This window comes from Paeniglutamicibacter selenitireducens, from assembly GCF_051550675.1.
Lineage (GTDB): Bacteria > Actinomycetota > Actinomycetes > Actinomycetales > Micrococcaceae > Paeniglutamicibacter.
The window spans coordinates 96,250-117,022 of the sequence record NZ_JBPULF010000004.1; the positions used below are offsets into that span (position 1 = coordinate 96,250).

General features: G+C 66.3%; 18 protein-coding genes and 1 tRNA gene. 6 read left to right on the forward strand and 13 right to left on the reverse strand.

The window, feature by feature from the left end:
* Positions 1–45: 45 nt before the first annotated feature.
* A complete protein-coding gene (gene mca, locus ACSYDW_RS09385; RefSeq protein WP_438338466.1) occupies positions 46–963 on the reverse strand; it encodes a mycothiol conjugate amidase Mca in 918 nt (305 codons plus the stop codon).
* 113 nt (positions 964–1,076) lie between these two features.
* On the opposite strand from mca, the gene ACSYDW_RS09390 reads away from it, so the two are divergent.
* Complete coding sequence (locus ACSYDW_RS09390) at positions 1,077–1,478, forward strand: DUF4307 domain-containing protein (RefSeq protein WP_438338467.1); 402 nt, start codon at positions 1,077–1,079, stop codon at positions 1,476–1,478.
* A gap of 251 nt (positions 1,479–1,729) precedes the next feature.
* Positions 1,730–2,224 carry a transcription elongation factor GreA gene (greA, locus tag ACSYDW_RS09395; RefSeq protein ID WP_438338468.1) on the forward strand — a complete coding sequence of 165 codons (495 nt, stop codon included), beginning with the start codon at positions 1,730–1,732 and terminating at the stop codon, positions 2,222–2,224.
* A gap of 238 nt (positions 2,225–2,462) precedes the next feature.
* Here the strand turns inward: greA and ilvA are convergent, their stop codons facing one another.
* The 3 genes from ilvA to ACSYDW_RS09410 all read right to left on the reverse strand — a co-directional run bounded on the left by ilvA (position 2,463) and on the right by ACSYDW_RS09410 (position 6,142).
* Positions 2,463–3,713: a threonine ammonia-lyase gene (gene ilvA / locus ACSYDW_RS09400; protein ID WP_438338469.1), complete on the reverse strand. Its 1,251-nt coding sequence runs from the start codon at positions 3,711–3,713 to the stop codon at positions 2,463–2,465.
* Positions 3,714–3,787: 74 nt separating this feature from the next.
* Positions 3,788–4,978, reverse strand: coding sequence for an AI-2E family transporter (locus ACSYDW_RS09405; RefSeq protein ID WP_438338656.1), 1,191 nt, complete (start codon positions 4,976–4,978; stop codon positions 3,788–3,790).
* A 348-nt stretch (positions 4,979–5,326) separates the two neighbouring features.
* Positions 5,327–6,142: a Bax inhibitor-1/YccA family protein gene (locus ACSYDW_RS09410; protein ID WP_438338470.1), complete on the reverse strand. Its 816-nt coding sequence runs from the start codon at positions 6,140–6,142 to the stop codon at positions 5,327–5,329.
* A gap of 543 nt (positions 6,143–6,685) precedes the next feature.
* Here ACSYDW_RS09410 and ACSYDW_RS09415 point away from each other — a divergent pair.
* From ACSYDW_RS09415 to ACSYDW_RS09430, 4 genes are read left to right on the forward strand one after another with little or no spacing between them, the layout of a single operon-like run.
* Positions 6,686–7,939, forward strand: a complete 1,254-nt coding sequence (locus tag ACSYDW_RS09415; RefSeq protein WP_438338657.1) for a branched-chain amino acid ABC transporter permease — start codon at positions 6,686–6,688, stop codon at positions 7,937–7,939.
* Positions 7,940–7,951: 12 nt separating this feature from the next.
* Positions 7,952–8,932 carry a branched-chain amino acid ABC transporter permease gene (locus tag ACSYDW_RS09420; protein WP_438338471.1) on the forward strand — a complete coding sequence of 327 codons (981 nt, stop codon included), beginning with the start codon at positions 7,952–7,954 and terminating at the stop codon, positions 8,930–8,932.
* Complete coding sequence (locus tag ACSYDW_RS09425; protein WP_438338472.1) at positions 8,929–9,963, forward strand: ABC transporter ATP-binding protein; 1,035 nt, start codon at positions 8,929–8,931, stop codon at positions 9,961–9,963. Before ACSYDW_RS09420 ends, ACSYDW_RS09425 begins: the two co-directional genes overlap by 4 nt.
* A complete protein-coding gene (locus tag ACSYDW_RS09430; protein ID WP_438338473.1) occupies positions 9,960–10,745 on the forward strand; it encodes an ABC transporter ATP-binding protein in 786 nt (261 codons plus the stop codon). Before ACSYDW_RS09425 ends, ACSYDW_RS09430 begins: the two co-directional genes overlap by 4 nt.
* 96 nt (positions 10,746–10,841) lie before the next feature.
* Here the strand turns inward: ACSYDW_RS09430 and ACSYDW_RS09435 are convergent, their stop codons facing one another.
* The 9 genes from ACSYDW_RS09435 to ACSYDW_RS09475 form a co-directional block, all read right to left on the reverse strand.
* Entirely contained in the window at positions 10,842–12,119 is a 1,278-nt protein-coding gene (locus tag ACSYDW_RS09435) for an ABC transporter substrate-binding protein (protein ID WP_438338474.1), read from the reverse strand.
* A gap of 335 nt (positions 12,120–12,454) precedes the next feature.
* Positions 12,455–12,536, reverse strand: a tRNA-Leu gene (locus ACSYDW_RS09440).
* A gap of 142 nt (positions 12,537–12,678) precedes the next feature.
* A complete protein-coding gene (locus ACSYDW_RS09445) occupies positions 12,679–14,052 on the reverse strand; it encodes an NAD(P)/FAD-dependent oxidoreductase (protein WP_438338475.1) in 1,374 nt (457 codons plus the stop codon).
* A gap of 65 nt (positions 14,053–14,117) precedes the next feature.
* A complete protein-coding gene (locus ACSYDW_RS09450) occupies positions 14,118–15,629 on the reverse strand; it encodes a S8 family serine peptidase (RefSeq protein WP_438338476.1) in 1,512 nt (503 codons plus the stop codon).
* A gap of 24 nt (positions 15,630–15,653) precedes the next feature.
* Positions 15,654–16,604, reverse strand: coding sequence for a Ppx/GppA phosphatase family protein (locus ACSYDW_RS09455; RefSeq protein WP_438338477.1), 951 nt, complete (start codon positions 16,602–16,604; stop codon positions 15,654–15,656).
* A gap of 13 nt (positions 16,605–16,617) precedes the next feature.
* On the reverse strand, positions 16,618–17,322 hold the full coding sequence (locus ACSYDW_RS09460; RefSeq protein ID WP_438338478.1) for a DUF501 domain-containing protein: 705 nt from the start codon (positions 17,320–17,322) through the stop codon (positions 16,618–16,620).
* A gap of 34 nt (positions 17,323–17,356) precedes the next feature.
* Positions 17,357–18,295, reverse strand: coding sequence for an FtsB family cell division protein (locus ACSYDW_RS09465; protein WP_438338479.1), 939 nt, complete (start codon positions 18,293–18,295; stop codon positions 17,357–17,359).
* A 146-nt stretch (positions 18,296–18,441) separates the two neighbouring features.
* Positions 18,442–19,722 carry a phosphopyruvate hydratase gene (gene eno, locus ACSYDW_RS09470; RefSeq protein ID WP_438338480.1) on the reverse strand — a complete coding sequence of 427 codons (1,281 nt, stop codon included), beginning with the start codon at positions 19,720–19,722 and terminating at the stop codon, positions 18,442–18,444.
* Positions 19,723–19,820: 98 nt separating this feature from the next.
* On the reverse strand, positions 19,821–20,534 hold the full coding sequence (locus tag ACSYDW_RS09475) for a MazG nucleotide pyrophosphohydrolase domain-containing protein (protein ID WP_438338481.1): 714 nt from the start codon (positions 20,532–20,534) through the stop codon (positions 19,821–19,823).
* Between the last annotated feature and the right edge of the window lie 239 nt (positions 20,535–20,773).

Here is a 20,773-nt window from a genome sequence, read left to right on the forward strand (position 1 = left end):
GAGGCTCTTTCTAAAAGTTGGCAGCCGGGGGCACCGGCACGTTATCTATCTTAGACCGGCGAACAGGTCGGTCTCGGGCAGCTCGGTGGGGACCGAGGACCGGATCAATGTGAAGTCCTCCCACGGCCAGGACTCCGCGTAGATCGCCTCGGGCACCGCGAAGAAGAAGCCTTCCGGGTCGATCTGGGTGCGGTGCGCCAGCAGCGCCGCGTCGCGGTGCTTGAAGTACTCCGCGCTGTGGATCTGGGTGGTGGTCTTGTGCGGGGACACCCAGCCGAACATCTGTTCGTCCGGGTGCTTCTCCCATTCGGCGATGCGCTCGGCGTACGGCGAATCCATGCCGGCCTCCAGCATCGCGTAGTGCAGCGTCCTGAAGCGTTCGGGTGCGAAGGCGCGGTCGTAGTAGAGCTTGGAGGTCGCCCACGCCTCGCCGAGTTCCGGGTGGCTCTCGGCCTTCGCGGCTTCCTCGAACGCATGCACGGCGACCTTGTGCGCCTGGATGTGGTCCGGGTGCGGGTATCCGCCGTTTTCGTCGTAGGCAATGATCACGTGGGGCTTGAACTCGCGGACGAGCTTGATCAACGGGGCAGCAGCAACCTCCAGCGGCTGCAGTGCAAAGGCGCCGAACGGGAGCTCGGGCAGCGGGTCGCCCTCCGGCAGGCCCGAATCCACGAACCCGATCCAGCGGTGTTCGATGCCCAGCACCGCGGCTGCCTCGGCCATCTCGCCACGGCGCACACCTGCGAGGTCGCGGTGGGCGTGGGCCAGCTCGCCGACAGCTGCGTTGAGGATGTCCCCGCGTTCGCCGCCCGTGCAGCTGGCGACCATGACACGTGCGCCGGCCGCAACATAGGCCGCCATCGTCGCGGAGCCTTTCGAGGATTCATCGTCCGGGTGGGCATGGATAGCCAGCAAGCGCAGGCCCTGGGAGGGAGCGATCCGCCCCGCGTTGTGATCTTCCACGTGTGTAACTCCAACTCCGTATGCTCGGTCGGGGGTTCCCCCTGCCCAAGGCTTAGACTGGTAGGGATGAGTTCTCCCCGGCCGCGACGCCCATGAATCCGAAAGAGGCGCCATTGTCCAGCTTAACTAATAGGTACGGTTCACCCAAGCGACGCCTTGCCAAGAAGACGCGCCGCTACCTGATCGTCGGCGGCCTGTCCGTGGGAGTGATCGGCGCGTTCTACCTGGCGTGGGCAACGCAGAGCGGCGTCGACTTCAAGGACCAGTCCTTCGTCGTCACCTCCCCGACCCGGGCCAGCGCCGTCGTGGACATCTCCAAGGATGCGGACCAGACCGCCCAGTGCGAGGTCAGGGCCATGAACGAGTCCTACGCGATCGTCGGTTGGAAGACGCTGACGGTTGGACCCACCGAGGGTTCCGGCCGTGAGACGCTGCGTTTCGACGTGGACCTGCGCACCGAATCTTTGGCTACCACCGTCGGTATCGAGGAATGCAAGATCGTCAAGGCGTCCTGACCCACCCGCCACGGATCAGCCGGCGACTCGCCCAGTACGCCAAAAGCTCAAACTCTTGGGTAAAAGCCCTACGACGGCTAATATCTTTCTAATACGTTATGCCCCGCTACAGAACGTGACGGACGAAGTTCATCACCCATCTGTGCGGGGTCTTTGCTTGCAGGATGTTCGTCGCAGCATCAGCAGGAACCGTCTCGGCACGTTGCGCCCCCTGCGGGGACAACCGCCCTGATTACACAAGGAGTACCACCGTGACTACCACCAACCACGAACCAGTCGTCTGGCTGACCAAAGAGGCCTTCGACCGCCTGAACGTCGAGCTTGAGCACCTGTCGGGCCCGGGCCGTGCGGAGATCGTCGACCGCATCGAGCAGGCTCGTTCCGAGGGCGACCTCAAGGAAAACGGTGGCTACCACGCGGCCAAGGAAGAACAGGGCAAGGCAGAGGCACGCATCGCCTACCTGAAGGACCTGCTGCGCCGCGCACACGTGGGCGAAGCACCGGCCGATGACGGAATCGTCGAACCGGGCATGCTCGTCGAGGCCATCATTGCCGGCGACAAGACCACCTTCCTCTTCGGCAGCCGCGAAGTCGCTGGCGACACCGACCTCGAGGTCTACTCGGAGAAGTCCCCGATCGGTGCCGCAGTGCACGGTGCCAAGTCCGGCGACAAGCTCACCTACTCGGCCCCGAACGGCAAGCAGATCGCCGTCGAGATCGTTTCCTGCAAGCCGTACAGCGCCTAGCAGGACGCATTGTCGCGCTCCGTCGCGACCACACGCTGTGCCGATGGCTGCCCGCCACTCCCCCGCCGGGGATGAACGGGCAGCCATCGTCCGTTAAACGGCAGGCAGGCCGGGCATTGCCATGGGCACTTCCCCGGATATCCGGCACACGCAGCAGGGCCCGGGGTCCGTCGCATTCACGACGGACCCCGGGCCCTTGGTGTGCCGGCCAGTGCGGCCTGGCCGCGGCGGTCAGGAGCTAGCTCATGACCATGGGCTGGAAGCCCTCGGCCCGCAGGTTGTTGAGCACCTGCTCCGAGTGCGCGTGGCCCTTGGTTTCCATGTCGATCGTGATGGCCACGTCGCCCATGGACAGCGAACCACCCACGCGGGTGTGGTCCAGCCGGGTGACGTTGGCGTCGGATTCGGCGATGACCCGCGAGATGGTGGCCAGCTCGCCCGGGCGGTCGTCAAGCATCATGCGCACCGTCAGGTAGCGGCCGGCGGCCGAAAGGCCGCGCTGGATGACCTTGAGCATGAGCAGCGGGTCGATGTTGCCACCCGAGAGGATGACGGCGGTCTTGCTCGGGTTGATGCCCAGTTCCTCGAGCTTGCCCTCCAGCAGGGCCGCGACGCCCACGGCTCCGGCAGGCTCGACGACCAACTTGGAGCGTTCCAGCAGGAACACCAGGGCCCGGGCCAGGCCGTCCTCGGAGACCGTCACCACGTCGTCGACCAGTTCGCGGATGATCTGGAACGGGAGCTGCCCCGGACGGCCCACGGCGATGCCGTCGGCGATGGTGCGCACGGTGTCCAGCGGCACCAGCGCGTCGGCGGCCAGCGACGGGGGGTAGGCCGCGGCGTTCTCCGCCTGCACGCCGATGACCTTGATGTCGCGGCCCATCTCCGCGGCCTTGGCCTTGAGCGCGACGGCCACGCCGGCCAGCAATCCACCGCCCCCCACTCCCATGAGCACGGTGTCGACGTCCGGGAGCTGTTCGAGGATCTCCAGCCCGATGGTTCCCTGCCCGGCGATGATGTCCGGGTTGTCGAACGGGTGCACGAAGACGGCGCCGGAGGCCGTGGCGTAGCGTTCGGCCTCCGCGAGGGCCTCGTCGACGTTGTGACCGTGCAGGACGACCTCCGCGCCGTGGTCGCGGGTCGCGGTGAGCTTGGGCAGTGCGACACCCAGCGGCATGTAGATCCGCGCCTTGATGCCCAGGCGGCGTGCGGCCTGGGCGACGCCCTGGGCATGGTTGCCTGCGGAGGCCGCCACCACGCCGCGGGCACGCTCCTCCTCCGACAGCTTGGACATGCGCACGTAAGCGCCGCGCACCTTGAAGGAGCCGGCCCGCTGCAGGTTCTCGCACTTGAGGAACACCTCGGACCCGATGGCCAGGGACAGTGCTCGGGAGTGCTCCACGGGGGTCCGCGCCACGACGCCGTCAAGGATCGTGCGCGCGTGTTCGACGTCGGCGAGGCTTACCGGGAGCTTGGTCTGCTGGATCATTGAACGACTTTCTGCTGTGCGTCACGACGCGGGGGTCAAACTGAATGAGGGGGTGTTTTGCCGTGCGACGGGATTCAGGACCCGGGTGCGGGTTCTTCGCCGTCGAGGTCGGCGGGCGCCGGTTCCGGGTTGCGGACCGGCTCGGTAATTCGTGCGGGGGTGGCCAAGGCCGGGTCGTTTTCCCAGCCCCGGTTGGAAATGTATTTCACGACGGTGTTCGCCACGGCGAGCACGGGGACGGCGAAGAGCGCCCCGGGGATCCCGGCGACCATCGATCCGCCGGCGACGGCCATGACCACGGCCAACGGGTGCAGGCTCACGGCCTTGCCCATGATCAGCGGCTGGAGGATGTGGGACTCGGCCTGCTGGACGAAGAGGACCACAAGCAGCATGATGAGCGCGTTGACCGGCCCGTTGGCCACCAAGGCGAGCAGCACCGCGACGGCGCCCGTCACCATGGCGCCGATCACAGGGATGAAGGACCCGAGAAAGACCAGCACGCCCAGCGGCAGGGCCAGCGGGACCCCGAGGATCAGCGCGCCGACGCCGATGCCCACCGCGTCGATGAAAGCCACGAAGAGCTGGACCCGCACGTAGATCACCATGGAGGCCCATCCGCGCTTGCCGGCTCCCTCGGCGGCCAGCCGCGCACGTCGGGGCAGGATGTTGACGAAGAACTTGCCGATGCGCGGGCCGTCAAGCAGCAGGAAGATCAGCGAGAAGAGCACCAGCAGCAGGCCGGTGACAAGGTGCCCCAACGTGGTGCCCCATGACAGGGCGCCGGAAAGGATGCTCGAGGAATTGCTCTTGAGCTGGTTCAACGCATCGGTGAACAGCGCGTCGAGGTCCTCGTTGCTCATCGCCAGCGGGCCCGTCGAGAGCCAGTGCTGGATCTGGCTCACGCCGGTCAGCGCCTGGGCCCACAGGCTGGAGAATCCTGTGGCCAAACGCTGTCCGACCACGGAAAGGCCGCCGACTACCAGGGTAAGGAATCCGATCATGGTCAGCCCGACGGCAAGGCCCTTGGGCAGGCGGGCCTTTTCGTTGAGGAAGTGCACGACGGGGCTGAGCAACCCGGCAAGCAGCGCGGCGATCATCAGCGGGATGATCAGCAGCGAAACCTGTGACAGCAGCCAGACGGCGATGCCGACGGCGACCACGATGACGATCAGGCGCCATCCCCAGGAGGCGGCGATGCGCACGCCGTAGGGCATGTCCTCCGCGTTGCTGTGGTCTACCCGCTGCACCTCGGGGAGCGGGGCCAACCCCGCTCCAGCGGCTCCCGACGGCAGGCCCGGGCCGTTCTGCGGGGCGCGGTTGAAGAAGTCCGAGAATTTCATGCCGCGCCCCCGTTTCCGGCATGCGGCACGCGGCGCATCGCGGGCACCGCATGGCGGACCCTGCACGTGGCGGCCGAAGACAGTGACAGTCGGGCCGTGCGCATGCCACGAGGCATGGTCTGTCCCCCCGCGGTTGCACTGCCGATGAATCTCATGAACATACGGTATCCCTAGAAAGTTCGGCGCGCGTCAAAGATGACGCCCATATTGCAGAAAAACCGCGGGGCAGCACCCAAATAGTGGGTACTGCCCCGCGGTCACACAGCAGAATGACTAGTCGTCGCCACGCAAGATAGCCAGAATGCGCAGAATCTCAACGTACAGCCAGATCAGTGTCACGGTCAGGCCGAAGGCGGCGGTCCAGGCCATCTTGGCCGGGGCACCCTGGCGCACGCCCTCGGAAACCGAGGTGAAGTCCATGACCAGCGCATAGGTAGCAAGCAATACGGCCAACGCGCCGATGGCGAGACCCCATCCGCCCGAGCGCAGGCCGAACTCGCCGCCGACAACGCCGGTGAGCATCAGGACGAAGTTCAGCAACGAGAACACGCCGTAGCCGATCAGGGCGATCATGAACATCTTGGTCATCTTCGGGGTCGCGCGGTACTTGCCCGAGCGGTACAGCACCAAGGTCACGGCGAACACGGAGAAGGTGGCGAGCACAGCCTGGACCGCGATGCCCGGGTAGCGGGCCTCGAAGAAGGCAGACATGCCACCGAGGAAGAGCCCCTCGAAGCCCGCGTAGAGCATGATCAGGATCGGCGACGGTTCGCGCTTGAACGAGTTCACCAGGCCCAGGACCAGACCGACCAGGGCGCCGACCAGCATCAGCACCGGCAGCTGCCAGCCGATGGCCGCGCCAATGACGACCAAGCCGAGGCACAGCGCCGTCTTGTTGATGACGTCGGTGTAGGTCAGTCGCCCCATCTGCATGTTCGATGCGGACGGCTGCGAGTAGAGATCCTGCAGGGCCTGCGGGCTCATGCCCGGTTCTGCGTAGGACGTGGGCGCGGCACCCGCGGGGCCGGCCGCACGGGTCTGCTCGCGATAGTTCTTGGAATTGAAGACCGGGTTTCCGCCCAGGGCCATGATGATTCTCCTTGGTAGGTTGTCAGTTAATAGCCTACGTTGATACAACGAACGAGCACGACCGATAAATCCCGATCCGACCACCTTTCTTCAAGAATTCTGAACGGGTCCCGGTTTCCACTCGGCGAACGGCCCTGCGGCACCCTTGCGGCCCGGCTCCGGTGAAACCCGGCCGCAGGCCGGCCGGCACCCGGCGACGCCCACCCCTGCCCCGCTGCCACGGCACGCGACGCCCTTCCGGAGCCCGGCGACACGGGCGTGCATCGCGACACGGAAACGTGGGCGCCGGAACCGAAAACCCCGCGTTTACCAGACCGTTTTGGGAATCAGGCACTTCGTGGACGGATGCTTGCCGTTTTTGTCCGGCTTGGCACTACGATAATCAAACATATAGTGACCTATGCCACATCAGTCCCCGAATTGCTTGGAATTCGGACTGAAAGCGACGAGAGGGCTCGCACCGTGCTTCGTCAAGCCAAATCATCAACTGGCCATTTGTTCGTGATCCTGGGATTGTTCATCGGAGTGCTGTTCGCGTCGCTGATGCCTCCCTCGACGGCGCTTGCCGCAGGCCGGCCGGACACGGCGCAGGTCGAGGCCCAGGTACCCAAACAGTCGCAGGAATTCACCATCCGCGGCACCCTGCGCGACGGGAAGGAACCCCTCGAGGGTGTCCGCATCACTGCGACCTCAAGCACGGGATTCAGCGCCGAGGACGTCACCGACAAGGACGGGCGATGGGTCATCGTCGTCCCCGAGAAGGGGACCTACGAGGTGCTGCTGGACGTGACGACCCTTCCTCCGGACAAGCCGCTCTCCAGCGGAGAGCCCAACCCGCGGATCGTCGAGTTCGGCACGTCATCCAACATGGGCGTGATTTTCAAGGTCGGTGAAAGTGCCGCACCGCCCGCGGCCTCCTTCGGGTCCATCGTCGGCGAACGCATCGTCGCGGGGCTCAGTTTCGGGTTGCTGCTGGCGCTGACAGCGGTCGGGCTCTCGCTGGTCTTCGGCACCACGGGCCTGACCAACTTCGCGCACGGCGAGATGGTGACCTTTGGCGCGGTGGCCGCTTTCGCGCTCTCCGCCTGGGGGTTCCCGTTGTGGGCGGCACTCGTAGTCGCCGTCCTGCTTGGCGGGGCGCTGGGCTGGGTGCAGGACTGGGGACTGTGGAAGCCGTTGCGCCGCCGCGGCTCGGCATTGGTGCCCATGATGATCGTTTCGATCGGCCTGGCATTGGCCATGCGCTACGTCATCCTCTTCTTCTTCGGCGGAACCACCGAACAGCTGCCCGGCGCGCAGAGCCCGTTGCTGAAGTTCGCGGGGATCTCCATTTCACGCAACACGCTCGTTTCGCTGGTGGTTTCGCTGGTGGTCATCATCGCCGTGGCGCTGCTGCTGCTCAAGACAAGGTTCGGCAAGGCAACCCGCGCCGTGGCCGACAACCCCGCGCTGGCCGCGGCCTCGGGCATCGACGTCGACCGGGTGATCCGGATGGTGTGGGTGGTCGGCAGCATGCTGGCCGCCCTGGGCGGCATCCTGTGGGCGTACTACCGCCCCGGCGTCACCTTCAACATGGGGCAGCAGATCCTGCTGCTGATCTTCGCGGGCGTCACCCTCGGCGGCCTGGGCACCGTGTTCGGCGCCCTCATCGGTTCGGTGCTCGTGGGCCTGATGGTCGAGATCTCCACGATCTGGCTCGAGGCCGACTTGAAGTACGTGGGGGCATTGGCCGTCATGATCTTGGTGCTGTTGTTCAGGCCGCAGGGCATCCTGGGCCGTCGTGAGCGTGTGGGTTAAGGGAGAACAGACATGGACTTCGCAACGATCTTTACCAACGCGCTGACCCAGGTCGTCAGCCCCATCACCGCCTCCTACGCGCTGGCGGCCCTCGGTTTGGCCGTGCACTTCGGCTACGCCGGGCTGCTGAACTTCGGCCAGGCCGGCTTCATGGCCGTCGGCGCCTATGGGTTCGCCATCTCCACGCTGACCTTCGGGGCGCCGCTGCCACTGGCCGTCTTGACAGCTGTCGTGGCCTCGGTGCTCTTCGCGCTCCTGCTGGGCATCCCGACGCTACGCCTGCGCGCCGACTACCTGGCGATCGTGACCATTGCGGCAGCCGAGATCGTCAGGTACGTCGTTACCACCAACTCCCTGACCAACCTCACCGGTTCGGCCAACGGCCTGGCGACCTTTGAACGGGGATTCTACGAGCTGAACCCGTTCCCGCCGGGGAACTACCAGATCGGCCCGCTGCAGTACAACGACAGGACCCTTTGGATTTCCATCGTGGCCTGGGCCCTGGTGCTGCTGTGCGCCGGCGTCGTGTGGGCCTTGATGCGCAGCCCGTGGGGGCGCGTGCTCAAGGGCATCCGCGAGGACGAACACGCAGTGCGCTCCCTGGGCAAGAACGTCTTCGTCTACAAGATGGAGGCGCTGATCATCGGCGGCATCTTCGGCTCGCTGGCCGGGATCCTCTTCACCCTGCCCACGGGAGCCGTCCAACCGGCCAACTACGGAACCGAACTCACGTTCTTCCTGTGGACGGCGTTGCTGCTTGGCGGCATGGCCACCGTGTTCGGCTCAGTACTCGGCGCCATGATCTTCTGGGTCGTGCTCTCGCTGACCCAGGGCATCCTGCTGGGACTCATCGAATCGGGCGCGATCACGTTCCTGACCAGCATCCAGGCCGGCCAGCTGCGCTACATCCTGGTCGGCGTCGCCCTGATGCTGCTGATGATTTTCCGACCCCAAGGAATCTTGGGCAACAAGAAGGAACTGGCATTCTCATGACCGACGCGCAGCAGTTCGCAGACACGCCCTCGACGGGCCTCTCCCCCGAAACCGACAACCCGTACGTCAACGACTCACGGCCCATCGCGGTCGGCCCGGCCGAACCCGGTTGCGCCAAACGGGACCCGATCATCGTCGCCGACGGCGTCCGACGCACCTTCGGCGCGTTGCATGCAGTCGACGTGGACCATGTGGAAATCCCACGGCACAAGATCACGGCGCTGATCGGTCCCAACGGTGCCGGGAAAACCACGCTCTTCAACCTGCTCACGGGGTTCGACTCCCCGAACTCCGGTTCGTGGACCTTCGACGGGCACAGCCTCTCCGGGGTTTCCCCGCACAAGGTGGCCCGGCTGGGAATGGTTCGCACCTTCCAACTGACCAAGGTCATGGGCAAGCTCACCGTCATCGAGAACATGCGCCTTGGCGGCAAGGACCAGCCCGGGGAATCCCTGTGGAAGGCCATGTTCCCATGGCTGTGGAGAGCTCGCGAAGCCGAGCTCACGGCAACCGCGGACGGGCTGCTGGAGAAGTTCAAGCTCCATGAAAAGCGCGAGGACTACGCGGCGTCCCTCTCCGGAGGCCAGCGCAAGCTTCTGGAAATGGCCAGGGCACTGATGGCGGACCCGAAACTTGTCATGCTGGACGAGCCCATGGCCGGCGTCAACCCGGCGCTGACGCAGTCGCTGCTTGACCACATCAAGAACCTGAAGGGCACCGGGACAACTGTGCTTTTCGTGGAGCACGACATGCACATGGTCCGGCACATCGCCGACTGGGTCATCGTCATGGCCGAGGGCCGCGTGGTGGCCGAGGGACCGCCGAAGGCAGTCATGCAGGACCCAGCCGTGATCGATGCCTACCTCGGCGCGCACCACGACGTCGACCTGGGCACCGCGGACGGTGCCGCCAAGCTCGAGGACGCCCTGAGCGAGGACGAGGATTCCGTGGTCGGCACGGAAGATGCCGGAGAACTGCTGCAGATGGGCGAATCGACCGAACCAACCGACGAAAACCAGGGGAAGCCATGAATGAAACAGGCGGCCAGGCCGTCGTCACCGTCAGCGACCTGGTGGCGGGGTACATCCCCGGGGTCAACATCCTTAACGGCTGCAACCTGGAGGCCCGCAAGGGCGAGCTCATCGGCATCATCGGCCCCAACGGAGCCGGCAAGTCGACACTGCTGAAGGCCATGTTCGGTCTGGTCAAGGTGCATTCGGGAAACGTCGTGGTGCATGGCGAGGACCTCACCGGGCTCAAGGCCAACAAGCTGGTGGCCCGCGGACTGGGATTCGTGCCGCAAACCAACAACGTCTTCCAGACACTGACGATCGAGGAGAACCTCCAAATGGGGATCTTCCAGCGCCCGAAGGACTTCTCCGAGCGCTTCGACTTCGTCGCATCCCTTTTCCCCGAGCTCGGCAAGCGCAGGAGCCAGCGGGCAGGGTCGCTTTCGGGCGGCGAGCGGCAGATGGTGGCCATGGGCCGGGCGCTGATGATGGACCCGGCGGTGTTGCTGCTCGACGAGCCCTCTGCGGGCCTCTCTCCGGTCAAGCAGGACGAGACGTTCCTGCGGGTCCACGAGATCAACCGCGCCGGGGTCTGCGTGATCATGGTCGAGCAGAATGCACGGCGCTGCCTGCAGATCTGCGACCGCGCCTACGTCCTGGACCAGGGCCGCGACGCCCACACGGGCACGGGCAGGGAGCTGCTCAAGGACCCCAAGGTCATCCAGCTCTACCTGGGCAACCTTGCCGAGACCGTTGAGCAGGAGGAAGCCGAGGAGCGCCGGGACCAGGCTCCCGGGAGCTGACACAAATCGCCCGGGCCACTGCACGGGCCACGCGAAAGGGGGCCGGTTCTTTCGAACCGGCCCCCTTGCCGTTCAATCTGGTGAATGCTTCAGGTGCTAGATGGCCCCGGCCTCTTCACGCAGCGGCTGCGGCACGTTGTTGTCGTCGTACTTGTAGATGCCCATGATGCCCTCGGAGATGTCGCCGTTCTTGTCGAAGCTGATCGGGCCCGAGACCCCGTCGTAGTCGATGTCCTTGCCCGCGTCGAGCAGCGTCTTGCACGAGGCGAAGTCGGTGCACTTCTCGCCGTCGCGCGACACCGCCTCGAGCTGCTTGGCGATCGAAGCACCGTCGGTGGCCTTGGCCACCGTGGCTGCCAGGGCGATCACCGTTGCGGCATCGTAGGACTCTGCCGCGTAGTTCCAGTCCTTGAGCTTGTCGTTGACCGTCGCAAGGCGTTCCTTGAAGTCGTCCTTGGCGAACGAACCCGGCTGGGTTCCCTGGGCGCCTTCCAGCGTGCCCTTGTCGAAGTCCTTCGAGTAGTCCGTCAGGTTGCCGTCGACAAAGTACATCTTGCTGGCGGGGACGCCCTTCTGGACAAGCAGCGGGATGATGGAACGTGCCTGGTCGAAGCTGAGGATTGCGATTGCGTCGGGGTTCGCCGCGACAACCTCGTCAACCTGTGAGGAGAACTGCGAGTCGCCCTCGTTGAACATCGACTCCGCGACGATTTCGCCGCCGGCCCCCTCGACTGCGGCCCTGATGTTCTTGGCCAGGCCGGTGCCGTAGGCGTCGTTGAGCACGATCATTCCGACGCTTGATGCGCCTTCGCCGACCATGACGTTGCCAAGGATGCGGCCCTGCATGACGTCCGACGGCGCGGTGCGCCAGTACAGACCCTTGTCGTCCCACGTGGTGAAGTCCGGCGAGGTGTTGGCCGGCGACATCATCAGCGTGCCGCCGCCGGTGACCTGGTTGATCACCGTCTTTGTCACGCCGGAGGATGCGGCACCGATGATTGCCGAGACGCCCTGGCCCAGCATTTCGGTGGTCGACTGGGTGGCGATGTTCGTCGTCGTGTCGCCGGAATCCCGGTTGACGGCGGTGACGTCCTTGCCGTTAACCCCTCCGGCGGCATTGATTTCCTTGATCGCAAGATCGACGCCCGCCGTCATCGGCGGCCCGAAGAAGGAAAGCGCGCCGGTGTTGGGCAGCAGGGTGCCGAGCTTCAGCTGGCCGTCCCCCGAGGCCGCCGGTGCACCAGAGCCACTGGCCGACGGGCTGGGTGAGGCGCCCCCGCCACCTCCGCAGGCGGTTGCGGTCAAGGCCACTGCGGCTCCTACCGCGAGTAGGCGGCTTCCTCGAGTAAAACGCGATCGTGCAAGTGCGACCATGTTGGCTCTCCTCAAAAGTATGCCCCGGCGCTATGGCCCACGAGGCAGCCGAGGCTCCCCGGCTACTATGGAACGTAACGTAAATCACACGACAATATAAGGCGTATTTGATTACAGCAACGTAACGGGAAGCGGGAACCCCCGACCTCACTTGCGCCTCTGTCCGAGTCAGCTCAGCCCGACCCATGGCTTGCCACTCCGCCGACGTCGCTCGCTACGCCCGCAATCGGCGCATTCGGCCCAAAGAATGGAAATGTCGAAAGTCGTCTGTAACACGCAAAAAGCGGTTGTTGTAGATCCTTTTCGGACCCACAACAACCGCTTTTCCCGCTTTGTACCCCCAGTGGGACTCGAACCCACAAGCCTCTCGGCAACTGATTTTAAGTCAGTCGTGTATGCCAATTCCACCATAGGGGCCTACGTGACCAGCCTACGCGATCACGCACTTTGAAGTGAAACATGGCGGGATCCGAACACGAAGTCCGGATCCCGCCGCATTCACGTCCTCGGGGACGCCTGGCCGATACCTATCACCATGCCCGGCGCCTCGGGAATTCCCTTAGGCGCGGGGCTTCGGGGTTGCTGCCTCCACGAAGGTGGCGCGCGGGTTGTCCAGGTTGTTCAGCTGCAGCGTGTCGCGCTGGAAGAGCAGCGAGTTGAACCAACCGCCGACCACGCGGAACTTGCGCTCGAACGTCGGCATGGCCATGCCGTGGTAGCCGCGGTGTGCAAGCCAGGCCGGGAAGCCCTTGAGCTTGATGCCCATGACCTTGGCGACACCCTTGTGCGCACCGAAGCCGGCGACTGCGCCGAGGTTCTTGTGCTTGTAGTTCTTGACGCGGCCGACGCCGTAGCGGGTTGCGTACAGGTTCTTCGCCAGCAGCTTGGCCTGGCGCACGGCGTGCTGTGCGTTGGGCACGCAGGTGCCGTCCGGCAGGCCGCCGGTCACGTCGGGCACTGCGGAAACGTCGCCCGCGGCCCAGGCGCCCTCGATGGCGACGCCGTCCTCTCCGGTGATGCGCAGGTCGGTGCCGGTCATGACACGTCCGCGGGCTTCGATCGGGAAGTCGGTGGAGCGGACCATCGGGTTGGCCATGACGCCTGCGGTCCAGATCAGGGTGTCGGACGCGAAGGTCTCGGCCGGGGACTTGTCTGCCATGTTGATCAGCTGGAGGACGCCGCCCTCGGCGTCTGCCAGCGAGGTGTTGAGCAGTACCTCGATGCCGCGGCTGCGCAGGTGGTCGACGACCCACTCCGCCTGCTCGGCGGTGACCTCGGGCATGATGCGTCCCATGGCTTCGATGACGACGAAGCGCAGTTCGCCCTTCTCGATGCGGCCGTTGAGCTTGGCCGCGTGGCGGGCCATGTCCTCGATCTCGGCGATGGTCTCGATGCCGGCGAAGCCGCCGCCAACCACGACGAAGGTCAGCGCGCGCTTGCGCTCCGCGGCATCGGTCATCAGCGACGCGGATTCGATGCGCTCAAGGATCTTGTTGCGCAGGGCAACGGCTTCCTCGATCGACTTCAGGCCGATGCCGGTGTCGGCCAGGCCCGGGATCGGGAAGGTGCGGGTGATGGCGCCGGCGGCCATGACGACGTCGCGGTATTCGATCTCGAACGGCTCGCCGACCACGGGCACGATGACGGCCTTGTTGTTCTTGTGGTCGATGGCGGAGACGCGGCCGTTGATCAGTTCGGCGTGCTTGAGGTGCTGGCGGTGCGACACCACGACGTGGCGCGGTTCGATCTGGCCGCCGGCAACCTCGGGGAGGAAGGGCTGGTAGGTCATGTACGGCAGCGGGTCGACGACGGTGACGATGCCGCCGTGGTCCTTGACCTTCTTCTGCAGTTTCATCGCGACATAGAGGCCGACGTAGCCGCCGCCGACGACAAGAATGCGCGGGCGATCGGAAAGTTGTTCAGTGATAGGCATGTCTCCATGCTATCGCGAAAAAGGCCGTTTGTGAAAATGTTCACTAATGCTTCGCGGGGGCGTCATCAGGCCTTGGGACCGGACTCCGGGAGGTCGTCGAAGATGTCCCGTTCCCCGCCCGGCTCCTCCAGTTTCAGCGATGCAACCGACCCGACAGCGGCCGCCTCCGCGCGCCTGCGGGTCCGCGAGGAACGCACGTAGTGCGTGGAGCCGACAACGACGGTGAGCAGCAGCAACGTGCCGAACCCGAGCACCAGCACAGGCTGCAGGACCTGGCCGTCCGTCGCGGGGGCCAGCGGTTGCGGGGCAGCGATCGGTGCGATGTCGGAGGTCTCGGTGGAAACCCCCGGGTCCAGGCTTGGCGAGGTGCTGGGCTTGGCCCCGCGCCGGTGCACCCGGATCCATTCGGTGATGGTGTTCATCGGGTTCTCCGCGGCCATCGGCACCTCCGCCGTCAGTGCCGCGTTCGCATCGAGGATGCCGTGCCCGTAGAGGTTGTCGACCCCCGGCTTTCCCGCGTCCTTGGCCGTGTAGAGGATGCGGTTGATCACCTGGGGTGCTTTCATCTCCGGGTACTTCGAGCGGATCATGGCCGCGACTCCGGAGACCAGCGGGGCGGCACCCGAGGTGCCCGACCAGTCGGCGTAGCCGCCGTCGGGCAGGCCGCCGACCAGCGGCTCGGCGGGGGCCGCGACGCCGATGCTGATGCCCTCGGTCGAGGAATCCACGCTGGCCTTGCCCTCGCGGTCGATGCCCGCCACCGTCAGCACGCCGGGGATCGTTGCCGGGGCGCCGACCTGGCTCATGCCGCCGGCGCGGTTGCCCGCTGCGGCCACCACGACCACGTCGTGGTCCTCGGCGTACTTGAAGGCCCTGTCCCAGCTGACCGGCCATTCCGGCCGGGTGGAACCCAGCGACATGTTGATGACCCGGGCACCCTTGTCCACGGCCCAGATGACGGCTGCCGGCACCTGGTCCTCGACGCTGATGCCCGCTGGGTTCTCGGTGCCCATCCAAAGCGATGCCGATAGCAGTTCCGCTTCCGGGGCGACGCCCACGACGCCGTCGGGCCCGGGGCCAGGCTTGGGGATCTCGACGGGCTCGGGCTTCACCGGCGGGGTCTCCCCCGCCGCCGTCGCCTCCTGCACGGCCCTGTCGTAGGCGATCTGCTGTGCCTCGGCCTCGGCGCGCGCGGCGTCGATCTCCGCCGAGTTGTTGCCCCGGCCCGCCAGCAGCGTCGCCACCAGGGTTCCGTGCTCCGGCAGGTTTCCCAGCGGCTTGGAACCGTCGGCCTCGCCAGCCCCGGAAACATCCTTGCCGCCGACCACGACGTCGACGAGGTCCGGGTGGGAGGAGTCGATGCCCGTGTCGATGACGGCGACCTTCACGCCCTTGCCCTTGGAGACTTCCCAGGCCTTGGTGACGCCCGATGACTCGAGCCACCATTCGCTGTCCCGCACGGCGTCCGCGCTGGCGCTCGAGGCGCCGGCAAGCGTCATCACCGCGCAGAGGCCGATGCTGAGAATCAGGGCACCGGTGCGGTGCAGTCGTCGCTTCAAGGGCTCTCCTAGCTTCATCCGTTGCTGGTGCAGCTACGGTGCTTATCCGTAGAGGCCCCAGGCAATTCCATCAAGAATATCGTGCTCGGAGGCGGTGGCGGTGCCGATGGCCCCGCCCGTGGCCGTCCGGACCCGTTCGAGGATGCACCCGTAGATCAAGGCGCCGGCCGCAATGACGTCGACCCGGCCCGGGTGCATGAAGCCCATGGCGGCCCGCGTTTCGCGGTCGGCCTCCAGCATGGTTTCGATGCCCGCGAGCAGCGTGTCGATCCCGAGTTCGGCGCCGTGGATGGCCGCCGAATCGTAGGCCTCGAGCCCCAGCGCCGCGGCGGTGAGCGTGGTGATGGTTCCCGCGACACCGATGATGGCGTCGACGGCCGAGAAGTCGATGGTGCGCGCCGCCTCGTCGAGCACCGCGTTGACCTCGGCCCGGGCCGCATCGATCTGCTCAGCGGTGGGCTGTTGCTGCCCCCAGAATCGTTCGGTGAGGCGCACGCACCCCATGTCCATGCTTCGTGCGGCCTGTGGGCCGCCAGCTCCCCCGAGGACGAACTCGGTGGATCCGCCGCCGAGATCCACAACAAGGACAGTGGTTCCCTCCGCCGGGGGTGCGACGGAGATGGCGCCGGTGAAGGACAGCGCAGCCTCCTCGTCGCCCGCCACGACCTCGGGTTCGACGCCGAGGCGTTCCTTCACCGCGGCGGTGAACTCGTCGCGGTTCCTGGCATCGCGCGTGGCGGAGGTTGCGACGAAGCGGAGCCGGGTGGCCCCGTGCTCCTCGATCAGTGCCGCGTACTCGTCGATCGCCTCGAAGGTGCGCTCAAGGGCCTCGGGAGCGAACTCACCGGTGGCGTCCACGCCCTGGCCCAGCCGCACCACCCGCATCCGGCGCAGCACATCGGTGAGCACGGGTCCTTCCGGGCCCTGCTCGATGTCTGCGATGAGCAGGCGGATGGAGTTGGTTCCGCAGTCGATTGCTGCAACGCGTGCCATGGAGGGGTGCTGCCTACTTCCCGGTGTCGGAGTCGTTCGCTGCCGCCGCCTCGCGGGCCGCACGGGCCGCCGCGCGCTCGGCCTGCTTGATGGCCGGGTCGACCGACTGGGTCTTCACGTGGCGGGAGCGGTCCTGGCTGGGTGCCGGGCCCTCGGTGTCCCAGGCGCCGGTGCAGTAGCACTTCTCGGTGGTCCACCACTCGGAGATGCCTTCCAGGGCGCGGTCGCCCAGCGGGTTGACGCCCGGGCCGGCGGCCAGCGAGTGGCCGACCAGCACGTGCAGGCACTTCACGCGGGTGGGCATGCCGCCGGCGGAGATGCCCGCGATTTCCGGGACCGGGCCGGTGCCGGAGCGTTCGCCGATGGCGTCGCGCACGGCCAGGTAATGCTGGTGCGCCTGCTCGTAGGCCTTGGCCAGTGCGGCGTCCTCGCCCAGCTCCGTGTTCATCTGGATCATCAGTCCGGCGGCCTCGAGGCGGGAGACCGCCGAGGTGATGACCGGGTGCGTCAGGTAGTAGGTGGTGGGGAACGGGATGCCCGAGGACAGACGCGGGGCGGTGGTTGCCACCAGCGGGTTGCCGCACACGCAGCGGGCACCGATCTCCACCACGTCGCGCACCGGGCGGTTCAGCTGGCGCGAGAGCGTATCCAGGTCCTGCTCGCTGGGCACGCGCGCAGCGGCATCAAGTGCTTCGTGATTTGGGTTTTCGGCGTCCACGGTTGGGGCCTTCTCCTCATGTCGGGGGTGGGGATCAGTCCGTGGCGGCACGCTGGACCGAGTCGAACAGCGCATCGACCCACGGAAGATCCGTACGAATCTCGTTGGGGCTCTTGTTTGCTTCCGCCGGCGGGGCGTCTGTTGGCTTGCTGCCAACAACCATGTAGTTCCGCTCGCCGGGCATGACCAAGTTTATCCGGTCTCGCGCCTGCTGTTTGATGTACAGCGGATCGTCCCATCGGGCGATCTGGTCCTTGAGGCCCTCCTGCTCGGCCTGCTTCTCCGCGATAGATGCCTCAAGGGCCGCGATTTCATCGCGCTGGCGCGCGTAGGTTCCGATGCTGGGGACCAGCAGCATGGCGAAGACGGACAGCGAGATGCTCAGGGCCAGGATGCGGCCGGAGAAGCTGCGCGCCGGGATCGGCTTGGAAGGTCCCTCGGGGGCCTTCTTGGGCTGCTTCTTCGCCGCGTTGCCGTCCTGGCGCACCGCGCCGGAGAGCAGGTTCCGGTCCTCGATCCTGCGCTGGGAGTCCATCGACTTCCGGCGTTCGCTCTTGTCCCGCTTGTCCGCCGGCTTGGCCCCCTTGGGCGTCTTGGCGGTCTTCGCCGGCTTGGCCGCGGCGTGGTCTCCGGCGGGTTTTGCCGGGGTTTTCTTCCGGGGCGCCGGGGCGGGCTCGGCGGCGGGTTCCGCCTCGGCGATCCGGCCCATGGGGATCACCTTGGCCGTCGGGTTCTGCCGGGCTGCCGAAGGCTGCGGGGCAACCCCGCGCTGCACCGGCGGATTCCCGGGTTCGCGTGCGGTGCGCGGGCGCTTGGGTACCGCGTCGGCGGCGGGCCTCCCCGGGGCGACTCCGCGGGGGGCAGCGGCCCCGCGGGATTCCGGGGCTTGGGTGGCTTCCGGCTGATTTTCGTCCCGGCGCGGGTCGCCTGTCGAGGACCCGGCTCGTGGCATGGGAGGACGTCGCGTGGCCATCTGACTCCTTGCCCTGTTGTCTTGGGGGCGTGCCTCACGACCCCAAGCGGTGGTTCTTGGGTCCACGTGTTGCCGGCCTTAACGCAAGAAACCCGTGGGGGAACCCAAAAAGGTTCCCCCACGAGCCTACGTGCTTTTGGCGCTAGTTACGCACCGAAACGCGGGAAGGCGCCGGCGCCGGCGTAAACAGCGGCATCGCCGAGTTCCTCTTCGATCCGCAGCAGCTGGTTGTACTTGGCAACGCGCTCGGAGCGGGCCGGGGCACCGGTCTTGATCTGGCCCGCGTTGGTGGCAACGCAGATGTCGGCGATCGTGGTGTCTTCGGTTTCACCGGAGCGGTGCGAGGTGATGGTGGTGTAACCGGCACGCTGGGCCATCGAGATGGCGTCCAGGGTCTCGGTCAGCGAACCGATCTGGTTCACCTTGACCAGCAGCGAGTTGGCGGTGCGGGTTTCGATGCCGCGGGCCAGACGCTCCGGGTTGGTGACGAACAGGTCGTCGCCCACCAGCTGGACCTTGTCGCCGATGGCGTCGGTCAGGGTCTTCCAGCCTTCCCAGTCGTCCTCGTCCAGCGGGTCCTCGATGGAAACCAGCGGGAAGTCGGCCACGAGCTGTGCGTAGTAGTCGCTCATTTCCTGGGCGGAGATCGACTTGCCTTCGAACTGGTAGGTGCCGTTCTCGAAGAACTCGGAGGAGGCGACGTCCAGGGCCAGGGCGATGTCCTCACCCGGGGTGTAGCCGGCGCGGGTGATGGCCTCGGTGATCAGCTCGAGGGCCGCACGGTTCGAGGGCAGGTTCGGGGCGAAGCCGCCCTCGTCGCCCAGGCCGGTGGAGAGGCCCTTTTCCTTCAGCACGGACTTGAGGTTGTGGTAGACCTCGACGCCCCAGCGAAGGCCCTCGGAGAAGGTGGATGCACCCAGCGGGGCGATCATGAATTCCTGGATGTCGACATCCGAGTCGGCGTGCGAGCCGCCGTTGAGGATGTTCATCAGCGGAACCGGAAGGACGTGGGCGTTCGGGCCGCCCAGGTACTTGTAGAGCGGCAGGTTCGAGGACTCGGCCGCGGCGTTTGCCACTGCCAGCGAGACGCCGAGGATGGCGTTGGCGCCCAGTTTGGACTTGTTGGCCGTGCCGTCGAGGTCCATCATCACGGTGTCGATGGCGCGCTGGTCGGAGGCGTCCATGCCCTCGACAACCTCGGCGATGTCCTCGATGACTGCTGCAACGGCGCCCAGGACGCCCTTGCCCTGGTAGCGCTTCGGGTCTTCGTCGCGGCGTTCCGCGGCTTCGAAGGCACCGGTGGAGGCGCCGGACGGAACCGCGGCGCGACCCAGCGAACCGTCGGAGAGCAGAACCTCGACCTCGACGGTGGGGTTTCCGCGCGAGTCAAGGATTTCGCGGGCGTGGATGGCATCGATCAAGGCCATGGGAAGGTGCTCCTTCAAGGTGTGGATGTTAGTCAAACGTGTACTGCATGATGCAGGCGCCGTTGCCTGCCTCTAGCCTAGCTTGGGTGAGGCCCAGTTCACGAAGTTGTGTCATGCGCTCCGGCTTCGGCGCGGGCAACGCGTTGTTGCACCACGGTGCGCAGGGCTCGTTCGGCATCGAGCCCGCGCGCCTGGGCCAGTTCGCACAGGGACAGCAGGTGCTCCCCCAATTTCTGTTCATCCTCCAGGTCGCCGTTTTCCAACGGATTCCCGGCGTGGACAGAAGGCTGTGGTTGTTCCCGCGCGTCCGGCTCCGGCGCCGTGTGGTCCAGGGCGGCGTGGCGTTGCGTGCGGGAGATGAATTTCTGGGCGTACAGCAGTGCGGGGAGGTTCGCCGGAAGCCCGGCGACCGCCGATTCGTTCTGCGGCTTCTCTGCCCTCTTGGCCCTGTCCCAGGATTCGATGATTTCCTCGACGGAGTCCGGAAAGGCGTCCCTCAGGCTGCCGTCGGGGTTGAAGACATGGGTGTTGCGGCGCACCATCTTGGCGCTGAGACCGGCGGCGATGGAATCGAAGTCGAAGGCGGCGCGTTCGGCGCCGAGTTCGGCATGCAGTGCGACCTGGAGCAGGATGTCGCCGAGCTCCTCCGCAAGCGAGGATTCGTCGGCGCCGGTTTCGATGGCCTCGGTGAGCTCGTAGGATTCCTCCAGCAGGAAGTGCACGAGGGATTCGTGGGTCAGTTCGGCGGTCCAGGCGCAGTGGGCGCGCAGCTGGGCAATGACCTCGACGAGGCGGTCTACCTGCTCACTCACTCGCGTTCCCTTCCGAAGGGTCCTCGGGGTCCGTACCGCGATGGCGGCGGGTCCCCTGGGGCATCGTTGCCCGGGTTCCAGTATATGAGGGCCGCCGATCCCGTCCGCCGGGTCCCTGCCTTGGTGTTGCTCACAGTGTGGGGTAACGACAACTCCGGAAAACGGCGATGCCGGCGCGCCTCACCCGAAGGGGGTGCGGCACGCCGGCATCACGGGCGCCAGGTGCGGCAGCCGCGGGA